The organism is Mesorhizobium sp. KR1-2, from assembly GCF_040045035.1.
GTDB lineage: Bacteria > Pseudomonadota > Alphaproteobacteria > Rhizobiales > Rhizobiaceae > Pseudaminobacter.
On sequence record NZ_JBDZDS010000005.1, the window covers coordinates 45,404 to 59,485 of the forward strand.

11 protein-coding genes are annotated in these 14,082 nt (G+C 63.4%); 3 read left to right on the plus strand and 8 right to left on the minus strand.

The features are described 5' to 3' along the window. Positions 1–85: 85 nt before the first annotated feature. The 6 genes from ABLE85_RS11875 to ABLE85_RS11900 form a co-directional block, all read right to left on the minus strand. A complete protein-coding gene (locus ABLE85_RS11875; protein WP_348792939.1) occupies positions 86–3,247 on the minus strand; it encodes an efflux RND transporter permease subunit in 3,162 nt (1,053 codons plus the stop codon). Between the two features lie 41 nt (positions 3,248–3,288). Then, positions 3,289–4,422 (minus strand): efflux RND transporter periplasmic adaptor subunit, encoded by a 1,134-nt coding sequence (locus ABLE85_RS11880; protein WP_348792940.1) that lies wholly within the window; start codon positions 4,420–4,422, stop codon positions 3,289–3,291. A gap of 351 nt (positions 4,423–4,773) precedes the next feature. Then, entirely contained in the window at positions 4,774–7,041 is a 2,268-nt protein-coding gene (locus ABLE85_RS11885; protein ID WP_348792941.1) for a xanthine dehydrogenase family protein molybdopterin-binding subunit, read from the minus strand. 1 nt (position 7,042) lies between these two features. Beyond that, positions 7,043–7,501, minus strand: coding sequence for a (2Fe-2S)-binding protein (locus tag ABLE85_RS11890; protein ID WP_348792942.1), 459 nt, complete (start codon positions 7,499–7,501; stop codon positions 7,043–7,045). A 95-nt stretch (positions 7,502–7,596) separates the two neighbouring features. Continuing rightward, positions 7,597–8,715 (minus strand): patatin-like phospholipase family protein, encoded by a 1,119-nt coding sequence (locus ABLE85_RS11895; RefSeq protein WP_348792943.1) that lies wholly within the window; start codon positions 8,713–8,715, stop codon positions 7,597–7,599. 39 nt (positions 8,716–8,754) lie between these two features. Continuing rightward, positions 8,755–9,537, minus strand: coding sequence for a 3-hydroxybutyrate dehydrogenase (locus tag ABLE85_RS11900; protein WP_348792944.1), 783 nt, complete (start codon positions 9,535–9,537; stop codon positions 8,755–8,757). 146 nt (positions 9,538–9,683) lie between these two features. Here ABLE85_RS11900 and ABLE85_RS11905 point away from each other — a divergent pair, with 146 nt between their 5' ends. Together ABLE85_RS11905 and ABLE85_RS11910 are read left to right on the plus strand one after the other, a co-directional pair. Further along, complete coding sequence (locus ABLE85_RS11905) at positions 9,684–10,523, plus strand: MoxR family ATPase (protein ID WP_348792945.1); 840 nt, start codon at positions 9,684–9,686, stop codon at positions 10,521–10,523. A 103-nt stretch (positions 10,524–10,626) separates the two neighbouring features. Continuing rightward, complete coding sequence (locus ABLE85_RS11910; RefSeq protein ID WP_348792946.1) at positions 10,627–11,073, plus strand: GNAT family N-acetyltransferase; 447 nt, start codon at positions 10,627–10,629, stop codon at positions 11,071–11,073. Here the strand turns inward: ABLE85_RS11910 and ABLE85_RS11915 are convergent. Beyond that, entirely contained in the window at positions 11,051–11,263 is a 213-nt protein-coding gene (locus ABLE85_RS11915; protein WP_348792947.1) for a hypothetical protein, read from the minus strand. The two genes, ABLE85_RS11910 and ABLE85_RS11915, sit on opposite strands and share 23 nt — an antisense overlap. 329 nt (positions 11,264–11,592) lie before the next feature. Beyond that, positions 11,593–12,657, minus strand: coding sequence for a GH25 family lysozyme (locus tag ABLE85_RS11920; protein ID WP_348792948.1), 1,065 nt, complete (start codon positions 12,655–12,657; stop codon positions 11,593–11,595). A 179-nt stretch (positions 12,658–12,836) separates the two neighbouring features. Between ABLE85_RS11920 and ABLE85_RS11925 the strand changes: the two genes are divergently transcribed. Then, positions 12,837–14,027: a VWA domain-containing protein gene (locus ABLE85_RS11925; RefSeq protein ID WP_348793207.1), complete on the plus strand. Its 1,191-nt coding sequence runs from the start codon at positions 12,837–12,839 to the stop codon at positions 14,025–14,027. Positions 14,028–14,082 lie beyond the last annotated feature (55 nt).

The following is a 14,082-nucleotide window of genomic DNA, read 5'->3' on the forward strand; positions in this document are numbered from 1 at the left end:
TTCGCCAAGAATGTGCGGGCGCGACGGGGGGATGCCCGGAAAGATGCGCCGCACGCCGTTCAGGTCGGCGTGCGGCGCTGTCTCGTTATTCGGCAGCCTTGGGATAGGCGACGGTATCGGAGTCGAGGGCCAGTTCCTTTTCCTCGGCCGCCGCATCGGCCTTCCGCTTGCGGCGGAACACGCGGCCGAGGAACCGACTTACGCGGCTGTTCTTGCTGCGCGTGAACACCATCAGCATCGCCGGCGTGACGATCAGCGTCAGGACCGTCGCGAAGGACAGGCCGAAGACGATGGCGCTCGACAGCGAGATCCACCACTGCGTCGAAGGCGCGTTGATGGTCGTCTCGTGGTGGAAGATTTCCAGCCCGAGGCCAAAGGCGATCGGCAGCACGCCGAAGATGGCCGACAGCGCCGTCAGCACCACCGGGCGGGCGCGTTCGCGGCAGGTCTGCAGCACCGCTTCCAACTTGTCCCAGCCCTCGTGGCGCAGCCGGTCGTAGGTGTCGATCAGCACGATGTTGTTGTTCACCACCACGCCGGCGAGCGCGATGACGCCAATGCCCGACATGACGATGCCGAATGGCTGGCCGGTGATAAGCAGGCCGAGGAACACGCCGATCGTCGACATGACCACGCAGGACAACACCATCAGCACGCTGCTGAACTTGTTGAACTGGGCGAGCAGCACGATGAAGATCAGGAACAGCGCCGCGCCGAATGCCTTGCCGAGGAAGGCGCTTGCCGCCTTGCTCTCCTCGTCCTGGCCGGCGAGCTTCCAGCGGATGCCGGGGAGGTCCATCTTCTTCATCGCTTCGGTCACCGCTGCCTGCGCCGCCGCCGGCTGCACGCCGCTGGCGACGTTGGCTTGCACCACGATGGTGCGCTGGCCGTCGATACGGTTGAGGATGCCCACCTTCTGCTGAGGCTCGCGGGTGACGAAGTTGGAGATCGGCACCGACCCTTGCGCGGTTTCCACGCGCAATTGGTCGAGCGTCGACAGCGTGCGACGGTCCTCCGGCAGGCGCAGGCGGATGTCGACGGCGTCGTCGGCGCCCGCGGGGCGGTAGTCCGACAGCTTGAGGCCGGTGGTGACGAGCTGGACGACGGAGCCGACCGCGAAGGGGCTGACTCCATATTGCGCGGCCTTGCTGCGGTCGATCTTCAGCGCCCAGTCGATGCCCGGCGGCGGCAGGCCGTCCGAGACGTCGATGACGCCGGGGATCGTCTTCAGCATCGCCGCGACTTCCTTGGCCTTGTCGTTGAGGCCTGCGGGGTCGACGGCCGACAGCCGCACCTGGATCGCCTTGCCGGTCGGCGGCCCAGCCTCGGGCACCTGTACCTCGACACTTACGCCCGGAATGCCGGCCATAGCGGTACGCAGTTCGCTCAGCACCTCATGCGCCGGCTTGCGCTGGCGCCAATCGACGAATTCGTACTGGATCACGCCGACGACATCCTCGTCGACATTGTTGCCGCCACCGGTCGTCTTACCGGCACGCGTATAAACCGACTTGACGCCAGGCCAGCCGAGAATGCGCTTTTCCGCCTGGTTCACGGCCGCGTCCATTTCGGCCAGTGAAAGGTTGCCGCGGGCGTGCACGTAGAGCAGGCCGTATTCGGGCTCGACATTGGGGAAGAACTCGACCCCCTTGCCCTTGTGGGCATAGACCCACGGTACCGCCACCAGCAGGGCAATCGCCAGAAGCATGGTGATGATCGGATGGCGCACGGCCACCTTCACCGTGCCCATGTAGAGCCCGTCCTTGTGCTCCGGCTCGTGATGCGCCTTGCCGAAGATGGCGCCCAGCGTCGGTGTGAACACCAGCGCGTAGAGCATCGATGCCGACAGCGTCACGATCAGCGTGATCGGCATGTACTTCATGAACTCGCCGACGATGCCCGGCCAGAACAGCAGCGGCGAGAAGGCCGCGATGCGGGTCATGGTGGCGGCAATCACCGGCCCGGCCATGCGGTTGGCCGCCAGAGCATAGGCCTCTTTCTTGTCCATGCCTTCGGCCATTCGCCGCTCGGCAAACTCGGTGACGATGATGGCGTCGTCCACCAGCATGCCCACCGCCAGGATCAGGCTGAACAGCACCACGATGTTGACCGTGAAACCGGCCAGCGAGAGCATCAATATTCCGAGCAGGAACGAGGTCGGAATAGCCAGGCCGATCAGCATCGAAGCCCGGCCGGAAAGCGCATAGAGAATGATGATGAACACCAGGATGACGGCAATCATCACGTGGTTCTGCAGGTCGCCGAGCAGCTGGCGGATCGAGGTCGACTTGTCCTGGCTGTAGGAGACGACGCTGCCCTCGGGCAGCTTCTTGGCAAATTCGTCGGCCATGGCCTTAACCGCGTCGACAGTCTCGACCAGATTGGCGCCGGTGCGCTTCTTGACCTCGATGGCGATCGCCGGCTTGCCGTTGAGCCGGGTGACGGTCACGGCGTCCTTGTAGGTGGAACGCACGGTCGCGAGGTCCCGGGCTCTCACGACGGCATTGGGCCCTGCCACGACCGGCAGGTTGGCGACGTCTTCCGGCGTCTCGATCAGCGACGGCACCTTGATTGCGTAGCGGCCTTCGGAACCTTCGATATTGCCGGCGGCAACCAGGCTGTTGGAGGCGCCCACGCCCTGGATCAGCTGGTCCAGTCGCAAGCCGTAGGAGGATAGCTTGACCGGGTCGATGATGACCTCGACAAGGTCGTCGCGCGCGCCCTGCAGGGCCGCCTCGAGCACACCCGGCACTTCCTCGATGCGGTCGCGCAATTCGCGCGCCGCGGCCGTCAGCGCCCGCTCCGGCACATTGCCGGCCAGCGTCACCACCAGCACCGGGAATTCCGAGAGGTTGACCTCATTGACGGTCGGTTCCTCCGCACCCTGCGGCAGGTCGCGCTTGGCGTCCTGAACCTTGGCACGGACGTTTTCCAGCGCGTTCGAAAGGTCCGCGCCGGCGTTGTATTCGATCAGCACATAGCCGCCGCCCTGATAGGCGGCCGAACGCATCTCCTTGACGTTGGAGAGGCTTTTCATCCTGGTCTCGACCGGCCGCAGCAGAAGGCGCTCCGCGTCTTCCGGAGAAATGCCGTTATAGGCAAGACTCACATAGATGATCGGAATCTTGACGTCCGGTTCGGCTTCCTTGGGAATTGACTGATAGGCCAGCGCGCCGGCGATCAGGAAAAACACCATAAAGGAAAGCGTAAGCCGCGCATTGCGGATTGCGTAGCCAACGATACCCATGCTTCGAGCCCTTGTCGTAAGAGGCAGCGCCCTGAAGGGCTTTATTGCTGGAGGCTTCCGGCCACTTCGCTGGCCAGCTTCTTGATCGTTTCGGCGTCGGCCTCGACGGCGTCCACCGTGTCGCCCTCGCTGACCAGGTCCTGGCCGGCGACGATGATGCGGGCGTCGGTCGGAATTCCGCCAAGCACCAGCCCGGTCGGCGTGTCGTCGATGAGGTCGATCGGATGGAAGGTGACCTTGTGATCCTGATCGACGGCGCGAATGCCGAGGTCGCCATTGCCGCTGAGCGTCACCACCGAGCGCGGCAGGATGACCGCGTCGGCCGGCTTGGCGCGCACGGTGATCTCGGCCGTCATGCCCGCCGGTATCGTCCCTTCGGGATTGGGAACGGCGACTTCGATGCGGAACGTCCGCGTCGGCGCGGAGGCGTCACGGCTGACGTAGCGCACCGTGCCTTTGACGGTCTCGCCATTGACGAGCTTGACCTCGGCGTCGTCGCCGAGCTGGACATAGCTCAGGTCGCGCTCGCTGAGCTCGCCCTTGGCGACGATCGGGTCAAGGCTGAGGATTGTAGCGACTTCGCCCCCGGCCATGATCGAGCTGCCGGGCTCGACCGGCACGCGGTCGATGACGCCGTCGAACGGCGCCTTGACCTGGGTGCGGGCAAGCTCTGCCTGTGCCGCCTCGAGCTGCGACCGGGCCGCGGCGAGAGCAGAGCGAACGCTGTCGGCCTGAAGCTTGGGCGAGTTGCCGGACTGGACCAGCCGCTGCTGGGCGGCGAATTCGGCTTCCCGCTGCACCACGAGTTGCTTCGCCGTCTCGACGGCCGCGTTTTTTTCCTCGGCGTCGAGCATCAGCACCAGATCGCCTGCATTGACGTGCTGGCCCTGCTTTACCGGCAGCTTGGCGATGATGCCCCCTGTGCGCGTCGCCAGAACAGCACGCTTGTCCGCTGCGGTCTGGCCGGACATGCGGATGGCGCGAGCGTGTAGGGTGCGGGCCGGCGTAACGACGGCCACAGTCCTCACAGGAGGCTTGACCTGTTCGGCCTCGGGCGACTTCTCGCTCTCGGTCGCGGCGCTGCCGACGGATGAAAACTCGCCCGTGCCCATCCAGACGGCAAAGCCGATGAGCACACCTATAGCGGCAAGCTTGTGGAACCTAACCTTGGCCATGATCATTTCCAGTATGTGGGTCCCCCATCGAGACCACGGTCGTAGCTTGGCGTGCCTAAACCAGCGTCCAATGCCAATTTAAATCGGTTTGGTCGCGTGGCACGCGTCGGCGGCGGTTTCTACATCAAAGTCAAAACGCAAAACAGTCAGAAAAATTCATCTGTCGACCAATCCTGACAATGGGTTGTCAGGAAGCGTCCTTGACACAAGAGTCTCCAAGAGACGCTTAACTTTCAGCGTAGCCGACATGTCAGCGGAATATTTCCGGCTGCAAGAGCTCGGTCGAGCCCTTCGCGCGCCAATGTTACATAAACCTTGCATCATACGATCCCTCTCCAGGAAATCGACGGTTCAGGCGAACGTCACCTCCTTGTTCAGCGGCAATTCACGGATACGCTTGCCGGTAAGGGCAAAGACGGCGTTGGCGAGAGCGGGGAGCGAAGGCGGCGTGCCGATCTCCCCGACGCCTCCCATCTCAGGCGCGTTCTCCAGAATGGCCACCTCGAATTCGGGGCACTGAGATATGCGCATTACGTCGAAATCATGAAAATTCGATTGTTCAACCATGCCCCCGGCGAAGGTGATCTCCTGTCCCATCGCTGCCGACAGGCCGAAAATGGCTGCGGAGGTGAGCTGTGCCTGGATGATGCCGGGGTCGAGCGCTGTGCCCACGTCAGCCGCGATCCAGACCTTTTCGATGCGGATGCCTTGCGGCGTGTCCGCGATCTGCACCACTTCCGCGACCCAGCTTCCGAAGCTCAGCACGAAGGCGAAGCCCTTTGCCTTACCCGCCGGAAGCTTCTCGCCCCAGTTCGACATGGCGGCGACCTTTTCCACCACCTTCACGGCCGTCGGACGGGCGGCCATCAGCCGCTTGCGCAGTTCGACCGGATCGATGCCCCCGGCCGTCGCGATTTCGTCCATGAAGGCTTCGTGGAAGAAGCCGTTGACGGAATTGCCGACCGAGCGCCAGAAGCCGACCGGCACGGTGAGATCCGCCTTCACGCCGGCGACGCGGTAGTTCGGGATCGTGTAGGGCTGGTTGAACAGGCCGTCGGTCAGCGTCTTGTCGGGTCCCAAGGCGGCCAGCATCGGATAGAAGCGCGGCAGCACGCTTGCCATGATCGAAGGCGAGACGACCTTCAGGTCGACCGCCAGCGGCATGCCGGCCTCGTCCAGCCGGGCGCGGAAGCGGCCGAGCGCGGCGGGCCGGTAGGTGTCGTGCGTAATGTCCTCCTCGCGCGTCCAGGTCACCTTCACCGGACGGCCATCGGCGACTTGCGCAAGCTTGGTGGCATAGAGTGCGTAGTCGGCCTCCAGCCGTCGGCCGAAGCCGCCGCCGAGATAGGTGATATGGACGTTGCATTTCGCCTCGGCGATGCCGGCCTCGCGGGCGCAGACGGTGCGCAGCGGCGATGGCGCCTGGTTGGGGACCCAGATGTCGAGCACGCCGTCCTTGAATTGCGCGGTGGCGTTCATCGGCTCCATCGCGGCATGGGCGAGGAAGGGCACCCGGTATTCTGCCTCGATCAGCCGTTCGCGCGGCGCGTCGGCGAATTCGACCGCGACATTGCCGTCGTTGCGCATCACCGAGCCGCTGTTGGCGGCGGCATCGGTCAGCACCTGCCACATGCCGGCGCTGTCGGCGGGGTAGGGGGCCTGGCCCCATTCGACCTTCACAGCGTCGGCCGCCTGGAAGGCGTGCCATGTGGTCTTGGCGATCACGCCGAAGCCATTACCCAGATGTGTCCTGATCGGCACGACCTTGATGACGCCCGGCATCTTCTCGGCTTCGGACGCATCCAGCGAGACGAGCGCCCCGCCGAGATGCGGGTTCATGCGCACGGTGCCGAAGACCATGTCCGGCAGATCGACGTCGATGCCGAAGATGGGCTGGCCGGTGACCTTGGCGAGCATGTCGGTCCGCATCTGTGGCTTGCCGAGCAGGCGCCATTCGGCCTGCTCGCGCAGCGCGATCTCCGTCGGCGGCGCGAGCTTCGCGGCAGCGGCGGCGAGTTCGCCATAGGTGAGGCGTCGGCCCGAGGCGGGGTCGGCGACCTTGCCGTCCCGCGTGGTCAACGTGGCGGCCGCTACCCCGAATTCCTTGGCCGCGGCGGCCTTCAGCATCTCGCGGGCGGCGGCGCCGGCATGGCGCATCTTGTCGAAGGCGTCGACCGTGGTCGTCGAGCCACCGGTGGCCTGCACGGCCAGGAACTTGCCGACCACGGCCATGCCGTCACGTGCCAGATTGGCCAGTGTGGACTGGTCGAAGACGGGGAAGGGCAGGCCGTCGCGAAGAATTGCGATGTTGGCGTAGGCCGAGGCGACCGGCCCATGCTCGACGTTTATGGCAGCCAGGTCGAGGTCGAGTTCTTCCGCCACCAATGCAGCGAGCGTGGTCTCCACCCCCTGGCCCATTTCGGCGCGCGGGGCGATCACGGTGATGGTGTTGTCCGGCGCGATCTTCACATAGGGATTGAAGGTCGCCTCGCCGCCCGACAGCTCGTCATCGAGTGGGTTCGGGAACGGCTTGCGATATGTGTAGTAGCCCAAGGCGACGCCGCCGGCGATTGCGGCTGCGCCGATCAGGAAGCTGCGTCGTGCAATCTTTCCGACCATGTCACGCACCTGCCTTGATCGAGGCCGCGCGTTTGATCGCCGCGCGGATCCTCGGATAGGTGCCGCACCGGCACAGATTGCCGCTCATCGCCGCGTCGATCTCGGAGTCGGTCGGCTCGGACGTCCGCTCGAGCAGCGCCACGGCGCTCATGATCTGGCCGGACTGGCAATAGCCGCATTGCGCCACCTGCTCCTCCAGCCAGGCCTGCTGCACCGGATGCAGCTTGCCATCGGTCGAAAGGCCTTCGATGGTGACGACCGGCCCGTCCACCTGGCCGACCGGCAGTATGCAAGAGCGCACTGCCTCGCCGTTGACGTGCACCGTACAGGCGCCGCAGAGGGCGATACCGCAGCCGAATTTTACGCCCCTCTTGCCGGCGAGGTCACGCAGCGCCCACAGAAGCGGCATGTCAGGATCGGCATCGATCTCGATCGGCTTTCCATCGACGGTCAGCTGCATGGCGTTTCCTTCCAGTCGTGCAACGGCTGGTTACTATAGCATGCCGCGCTTACCGAAAATCCCAGCCATGTGCCGTCAAGACGCTTGCTTTGTCGTCACGCCACCTTGGGCTTCTTGCGCGTTGCCAGGAATTCGCGCACGTGCTTGCCGGGAACGCGATGCCGCAGTGGTCCGAAGCGGCCGCGGAACTCGTCGGTCAGGTCGAGCGTGGGGCGATTGCCGATCGCGTCGAAATTCTCTTCCAGCCAGTCGTCGGCGGCATTGCGGCCGAGGTCGCGCAGATATTCCAGGAATGCCCATTCGGCATTGATCTTCGAGGAGGCCGACAGGTCCTTCAAAGCATCGTCGGCATCGATGCGATGCATGCGGATGTCACGGTATTCGCCATGCGGCAGCCGGCCGGCGGCAATCAGCTCCTTGACGAATGCAATCGAGCGGAATTCGCGCAGGAGCGCCGCGTTGAAGGTGATTTCATCGATGCGGTTCTGGATTTCGTTGGCGGTTCGTGGCGTGCCTTCGCGGGTGACGGGGTTGATCTGCACCAGGAGCACGTCCTCGCAGGAGGTCTCGCTGAAGAATGGGAAGATCGCCGGATTGCCGCCATAGCCGCCGTCCCAATAGGGCGTGCCGTCTATCTCGACGGCCTGGAAGATTTGCGGCAGACAGGCCGAAGCCATGATGACGTCGAGCGTGATCTCGTTCGGCTCGAAGACGCGCAACTGCCCGGTCTCGACATTGGTGGCCGAGACGAAAAGCTTGATCGCCTTGCAGGAGTGGACATTGTCGAAGTCGATCTCAGCCTTGACCACGTCGCGCAGCGGGTTGAGCTTGAGTGGATTGGCAAGATAGGGCGACAGCGCTCGCGACAACGTGTCGTGCCAGATGTAGCCCGGGGTATGCTCGACCGACCAGTTGCCCCAAAGCACGTCCCAAGGCATGCGCTGCACCGGGCTGAACCGGCCCTTCAGCGCTATCGCCCGCCACAGGTCGTGAAGCTTCCGGCGCGCGCCCTCCGCGCCGTCGCGAACCCAGCCGTCGGCCACCGCCACGGCATTCATGGCCCCTGCGCTGGTGCCGGAGATGGCGGCGATGTCCAGCCGCCCATCCTCCAGTACCCGGTCCAGCACTCCCCAGGAAAAGGCTCCATGCGAGCCGCCGCCCTGAAGTGCGATGTTGATCGGTTTTTTCTCCTCCGCCTTGCTGTTTCCAGTCATGGCGTTGTTCCCATGTGCGGTTGAAAATACCTCGTCGCCTCAGGCCGCCGTCCAGCCTCCGTCGATGGAAAGGTGGGTCCCGTTGATCTGGGCCGCAGCGTCCGAGCACAGGAAGACCGCGGCTGCGCTGATCTGCCCGACTGTGACGAACTCCTTGGTCGGCTGCTTTTCGAGCATGACCTCGCGGACGACTGTCTCGCGGTCCATCTTGTGGGCCTTCATCTGGTCGGGGATCTGGCCTTCGACCAGAGGTGTCAGCACGTAGCCGGGGCAGATTGCATTGCAGGTGATGCCGAAGGTCGCCAGTTCCAGAGCCACCGTCTTGGTGAGCCCGAGGATGCCGTGCTTGGCAGAGACATAGGCTGACTTGAACGGCGAGGCGACGAGGCCATGCACGGACGCGATGTTGACGATGCGGCCCTTGCCTTGCTTCTTCATGAACGGAATGGCGGCCGCGATCGTGTGGAAGGCCGATGAGAGGTTGATCGCGATAATCGCATCCCATTTCTCCATCGGAAAATCCTCGACCGGCGCGACATATTGGATGCCGGCATTGTTGACGAGAACGTCCACCGAGCCGAAGCGTTCTGCCGCCTTGGCCACCAAAGACCGGCATTCGGCCGGCTTCGACATGTCGGCCTGCATATAGACAGCCTCGACCTCGTGGTCGGCGGCGATCTCCTTGGCGATGGCATGGTCGCTTTCCGTGTCGGAAAAGGAATTGACGACGATGTTGCAGCCCTCTGCGGCCAAGGCCCTCGCGATCGCCAAGCCGATGCCCGAGGTCGATCCGGTGACAATGGCAGTCTTCCTGGCGGTCATTGCGTAGTCCTTTGTCCGAGGGTGCGATCCATTCTATATATTGCAGTGCAACAAGATTGCGAACAGGCCCTATCTGAGGCCAACACGCCTTGCCGCGAGGTTTCGTGACACCTAGTGTCACCGCCGACATGAAAGCGGAGTTTGGAATGCGTTTCGAAGGCACTTCGGCCTATGTCGCCGAAAAGGATCTGATGGTGGCCGTCAACGCGGCGATCGCGCTGGAGCGGCCGCTGCTGGTCAAGGGCGAGCCCGGCACTGGCAAGACCGAGCTTGCCAAGCAGGTGGCGGCGGCACTGGGCCTCGACCTCATCGAATGGCACATCAAGTCCACGACCAAGGCGCAGCAGGGCCTTTACGAATATGACGCCGTCTCGCGCCTGCGCGACAGCCAGCTCGGCGACGACCGCTTCAACGACATCACCAACTATATCCGCCGCGGCAAGCTGTGGGAGGCGTTCGCCGCCGACCGCAAGGTCGTGCTGCTGATCGACGAGATCGACAAGGCCGACATCGAGTTCCCGAACGACCTGCTGCAGGAACTCGATAAGATGGAGTTCTTCGTCTACGAGACCGGCGAGACGATCCGTGCGGAGCACCGCCCTATCGTCATCATCACCTCCAACAACGAGAAGGAGCTGCCGGACGCCTTCCTGCGCCGCTGCTTCTTCCACTACATCCGCTTTCCCGATGCCGAGACGCTCGCCAAGATCGTCGAGGTTCACTATCCGGGCATCAAGCAGAGCCTGGTGCGTGCGGCGCTGACACAGTTCTACGAGGTGCGCGACGTGCCGGGGCTGAAGAAGAAGCCGTCCACTTCGGAAGCGCTCGACTGGATCAGGCTGCTGGTTGCCGACGACGTCGATCCGGCCGACCTGCGCGCCGACCCGAAGAACGCGCTGCCCAAGCTGCACGGCGCACTGCTCAAGAATGAGCAGGACGTGCATCTGTTCGAGCGGCTGGCGTTCATGGCGAGAAGGCAGGGGTAACAACTGTCAGCGCTTTTGGCGGTTCTGGACCGTTGGCCGTGCGTCCATGCTTGGGGCAGGTTGCGGACAGTAACCCAGCAACAAGCGACAGAAAGCCGAGCCAATGAGCGACGTCACCATCCGCCCCCTCCAGCAGACCGACCATGACGAATGGCGCCGGCTCTGGACCGCCTATCTCGAATTCTACAAGACGACGGTACCCGAGGAGGTCTACCAGACCACCTGGAAGCGCCTGTTCACCGAAGGCGAGTTCGAGCCCAAGGGCTTTCTGGCGCTGATCGACGGCAAGCCGGTCGGGCTGGTGCACTATCTTTATCACCGTTCCGGCTGGTCGATCGTCAACAACTGCTATCTTCAGGACCTCTTCACCGCGCCCGAAACGCGCGGCAAGGGTGTGGGCGCTGCCCTGATCGAGGCCGTGAAGCAGGAAGCGGGCAAGATCGGCGTGACCAATGTCTATTGGATGACGCACGAAACCAACGCCACGGCGCGCAAGCTTTATGACCGCGTCGCGCGGCAGACCGGCTTCATCGAATACGATTTGACTTGAGGCTGGTGTCTAAAGGCTTCTTGCCAGGCATTTTTTGTTGCGAGGCGGTCTTGGGTGCCATCACGGCAGCCCGCTTTAATGCCGCAATGCCGGCAACCGCCCAAAGCGCATGTTCCGGCCACCGATGCCTGTGATTGCCTTTACGCCGGAGCTTGAAGTTTTCGCTATTGAGATATTCGGGCACCGACATGGTGCCCTTGGATGCGTTACAGGCTTTGCAAGACGGAATGGTTATGAGCCCACCGTGGTGAGCCTTGGGAATTACGTGGTCGCGGGTCGCAAGAGTCGGGGGCTGGGGCATTCCCCGTGTGGTGCGCCTGCGCATTGGTATTCCGCAATAGGCGCACCAGTAACGGCGATCATCCTGCCACCAGTTCCCGAGAATGCTCGCGGCTGCTTGCTGCAATTCTTCTAGTTGCTGCAAATCCATCCAGAGACTTTGGATCGAAATGTATAAATTTCTCTAATCGCGAAATTTCGTGCGACTGTTTCTTCGCAATTTTGTGGACTGCGAAGATTTCAGCTTGAGCGTGTCGATACCCAGCGGTGCCACATCTCCTCGCTGCCATGGAAGACATTGAGGTCGATCTTGCCTTCCACGCCGTGCGAAAGGCCGGACCCCGAATACTGCCAGAACACCCACTTCCGGCCGGGATAGACCTTTGACGGATGCTCCGCCACTGCGCGCAGCCAGAAGGAATAGTCCAGGAATGCGCCCTGAAGATTATCGCGATAGAAGTCCGGCGCGGTGTAGATGATCGGACGCTGGCCATAGTGGCGTTCCAGCTTGTCCATGAAGACCTGCATCTTCTCGCGTATCTTCTCGGGCGACAGGCGCTTCTTGCAGCTCGACTCGCCATTGTATTCGACGTCGATGACCGGCGGCAGGGCGTTCGGGTCGCGCGGGACGTTGCGGATGAACCAGTCGGCCTGCTCGCCCGCCGTCCGGCACCAGTAGAAGAAGTGGTAGGCGCCGCGCCTCAGCCCGGCCTCGTGCGCCGCGCGCCAGTTCTTCCTGAACATCGGGTCGAGATAGTCGCCGCCGTCGGTTGCCTTGATGTAGGCGAAGTTGGCGCCCTGCGTGCGCAGCTTCGGCCAGTCGATATCGCCCTGCCAGCGGGAAACGTCGACGCCGTGGACGGCGAGCGCCCTGGGCGAGGCCTTGCCGAAATTGATCGGCTTGGCGTCGCGGAAGCGGTGGCCATAGATCTGTCCGCGCGCGTAAGGCTTCGTGCCTGCCGCCGGGTTCGACGGTGCCACGAATGCCACCGGCTTGGCCGAGGGGATGGGCAGTTCCGGCTCGAGCCTGGGCGCTACCAGCGCCATGGGCACGGGCATGGGGGCGGCCATCGCCATCTGCGGCGTCGCAAGCATCTCGACCTCGATCCTGGGTGCCGGCTGTTCCGCAACCACAGGCTCGACATTTGCCGCCGGCACCGGGCTGCTCGGCCTGGTGACGGAACTCGTCGTCTCGCGGGAAGGCGGCTGCGCCTGTGCCAATAGGTCGCCGAGACCCGAGTTGGATGAACAGCCGGCCAAGGCCATGCAGGCGAAGAGAATTGCTGACACGCCAGAGAAACGCATAGGTACCCGTACGCAAACAAAACAGTCCGAGGGCCAAAACCGGCCCATCGGAACCCACTGCCCGAATTCCTAACGGGAAATTACCAAGAAAGGCTGAATCCGAATTTTTACACATGTGGCGCTGCAGCGGCGCGCCGGCGCGGCTTGCCTCGCGCGCCGATGCGACGCAAAGTGAAGGCATGTTCATACCCTTCTTCCTCGAACTCAAGGCGGCCAAGATTCCGGTGTCGTTGCGAGAATACCTGTCGCTGCTCGAAGGCATGGAGGCAGGGCTGGTCGACTACGACGTCGAGGGCTTTTACTATCTGGCGCGCTCGGCGCTGGTGAAGGACGAGCGCCATATCGACCGTTTCGACCAGGTTTTTGCCCATGTCTTCAAGGGCGTGGAGGCGGTGTCGGGCGAGGGAGCCATCGATGTCGCCAACATTCCGGAGGAATGGCTGCGCCGTCTCGCCGAAAAGCACCTCACCGACGAGGAAAAGAAGCTCGTCCAGGCGCTAGGCGGCTTCGAGAAGCTGATGGAGACGCTCAAAGCACGGCTGCAGGAGCAGAAGGGTCGCCACCAGGGCGGATCGAAATGGATCGGCACCGGCGGCACGTCGCCCTTCGGCGCCTATGGCTACAACCCCGAGGGCGTGCGGATCGGCCAGCACGAAAGCCGCCATCGCCGCGCGGTGAAGGTGTGGGACAAGCGCGAGTTCAGGAATTTCGACGACGCGATCGAGATCGGCACGCGCAACATCAAGGTGGCGCTGAAGCGGCTGAGGCGCTGGGTGCGCGAAGGGGCGGACGAAGAGTTCGACCTGCCCGGCACGATCCATGCCACGGCCGAGCACGGCTATCTCGATGTGCGCACGCGTCCCGAGCGCCGCAACGCGGTGAAGTTGCTGATGTTCTTCGACGTCGGCGGCTCGATGGACGACCACATCAAGAGCGTGGAGGAGCTGTTCTCCGCGGCGCGGGCCGAATTCCGGCAGCTCGAATATTTCTACTTCCACAATTGTCTCTATGAGGGCGTGTGGAAGGACAATCGCCGCCGCTATGCCGAGGTCATCCCGACGCTCGACGTGCTGCACAAATACGGCCACGACTACAAGGTGATCTTCGTCGGCGACGCCTCGATGAGCCCCTACGAGATCTCTTATGCAGGCGGCTCGGTCGAGCACTGGAACCCGGAGCCCGGCGCGGTGTGGCTGCAGCGCGTGCTCCAGCAATGGCCGAACGCCGTCTGGCTCAACCCCACGACCGAGAAGCACTGGAGCTACACGCATTCCATCGGCATGATCCGCGAGATTTTTGCGGGCCGCATGTATCCGCTGACCCTGTCGGGGCTGGAGAGCGCGACCAGGGAGCTGTCGAGGAAGCACTGAGCGCCAGCGAAAGACGGTACTTGGCCTTTCGGCGGGACGGCAGCGGCACTACATT

What these genes read in the sequence shown, in the direction of transcription:
- ABLE85_RS11905 (WP_348792945.1), top strand. Translation starts at nt 9,684, where the DNA reads ATGCGTTTCGAAGGCACTTCGGCCTATGTCGCCGAAAAGGATCTGATG.
- ABLE85_RS11915 (WP_348792947.1), bottom strand. Translation starts at nt 11,263, where the DNA reads ATGTCGGTGCCCGAATATCTCAATAGCGAAAACTTCAAGCTCCGGCGT.
- ABLE85_RS11890 (WP_348792942.1), bottom strand. Translation starts at nt 7,501, where the DNA reads ATGCAGCTGACCGTCGATGGAAAGCCGATCGAGATCGATGCCGATCCT.
- ABLE85_RS11925 (WP_348793207.1), top strand. Translation starts at nt 12,837, where the DNA reads ATGTTCATACCCTTCTTCCTCGAACTCAAGGCGGCCAAGATTCCGGTG.
- ABLE85_RS11885 (WP_348792941.1), bottom strand. Translation starts at nt 7,041, where the DNA reads ATGGTCGGAAAGATTGCACGACGCAGCTTCCTGATCGGCGCAGCCGCA.
- ABLE85_RS11895 (WP_348792943.1), bottom strand. Translation starts at nt 8,715, where the DNA reads ATGACTGGAAACAGCAAGGCGGAGGAGAAAAAACCGATCAACATCGCA.
- ABLE85_RS11900 (WP_348792944.1), bottom strand. Translation starts at nt 9,537, where the DNA reads ATGACCGCCAGGAAGACTGCCATTGTCACCGGATCGACCTCGGGCATC.
- ABLE85_RS11920 (WP_348792948.1), bottom strand. Translation starts at nt 12,657, where the DNA reads ATGCGTTTCTCTGGCGTGTCAGCAATTCTCTTCGCCTGCATGGCCTTG.
- ABLE85_RS11875 (WP_348792939.1), bottom strand. Translation starts at nt 3,247, where the DNA reads ATGGGTATCGTTGGCTACGCAATCCGCAATGCGCGGCTTACGCTTTCC.
- ABLE85_RS11910 (WP_348792946.1), top strand. Translation starts at nt 10,627, where the DNA reads ATGAGCGACGTCACCATCCGCCCCCTCCAGCAGACCGACCATGACGAA.
- ABLE85_RS11880 (WP_348792940.1), bottom strand. Translation starts at nt 4,422, where the DNA reads ATGGCCAAGGTTAGGTTCCACAAGCTTGCCGCTATAGGTGTGCTCATC.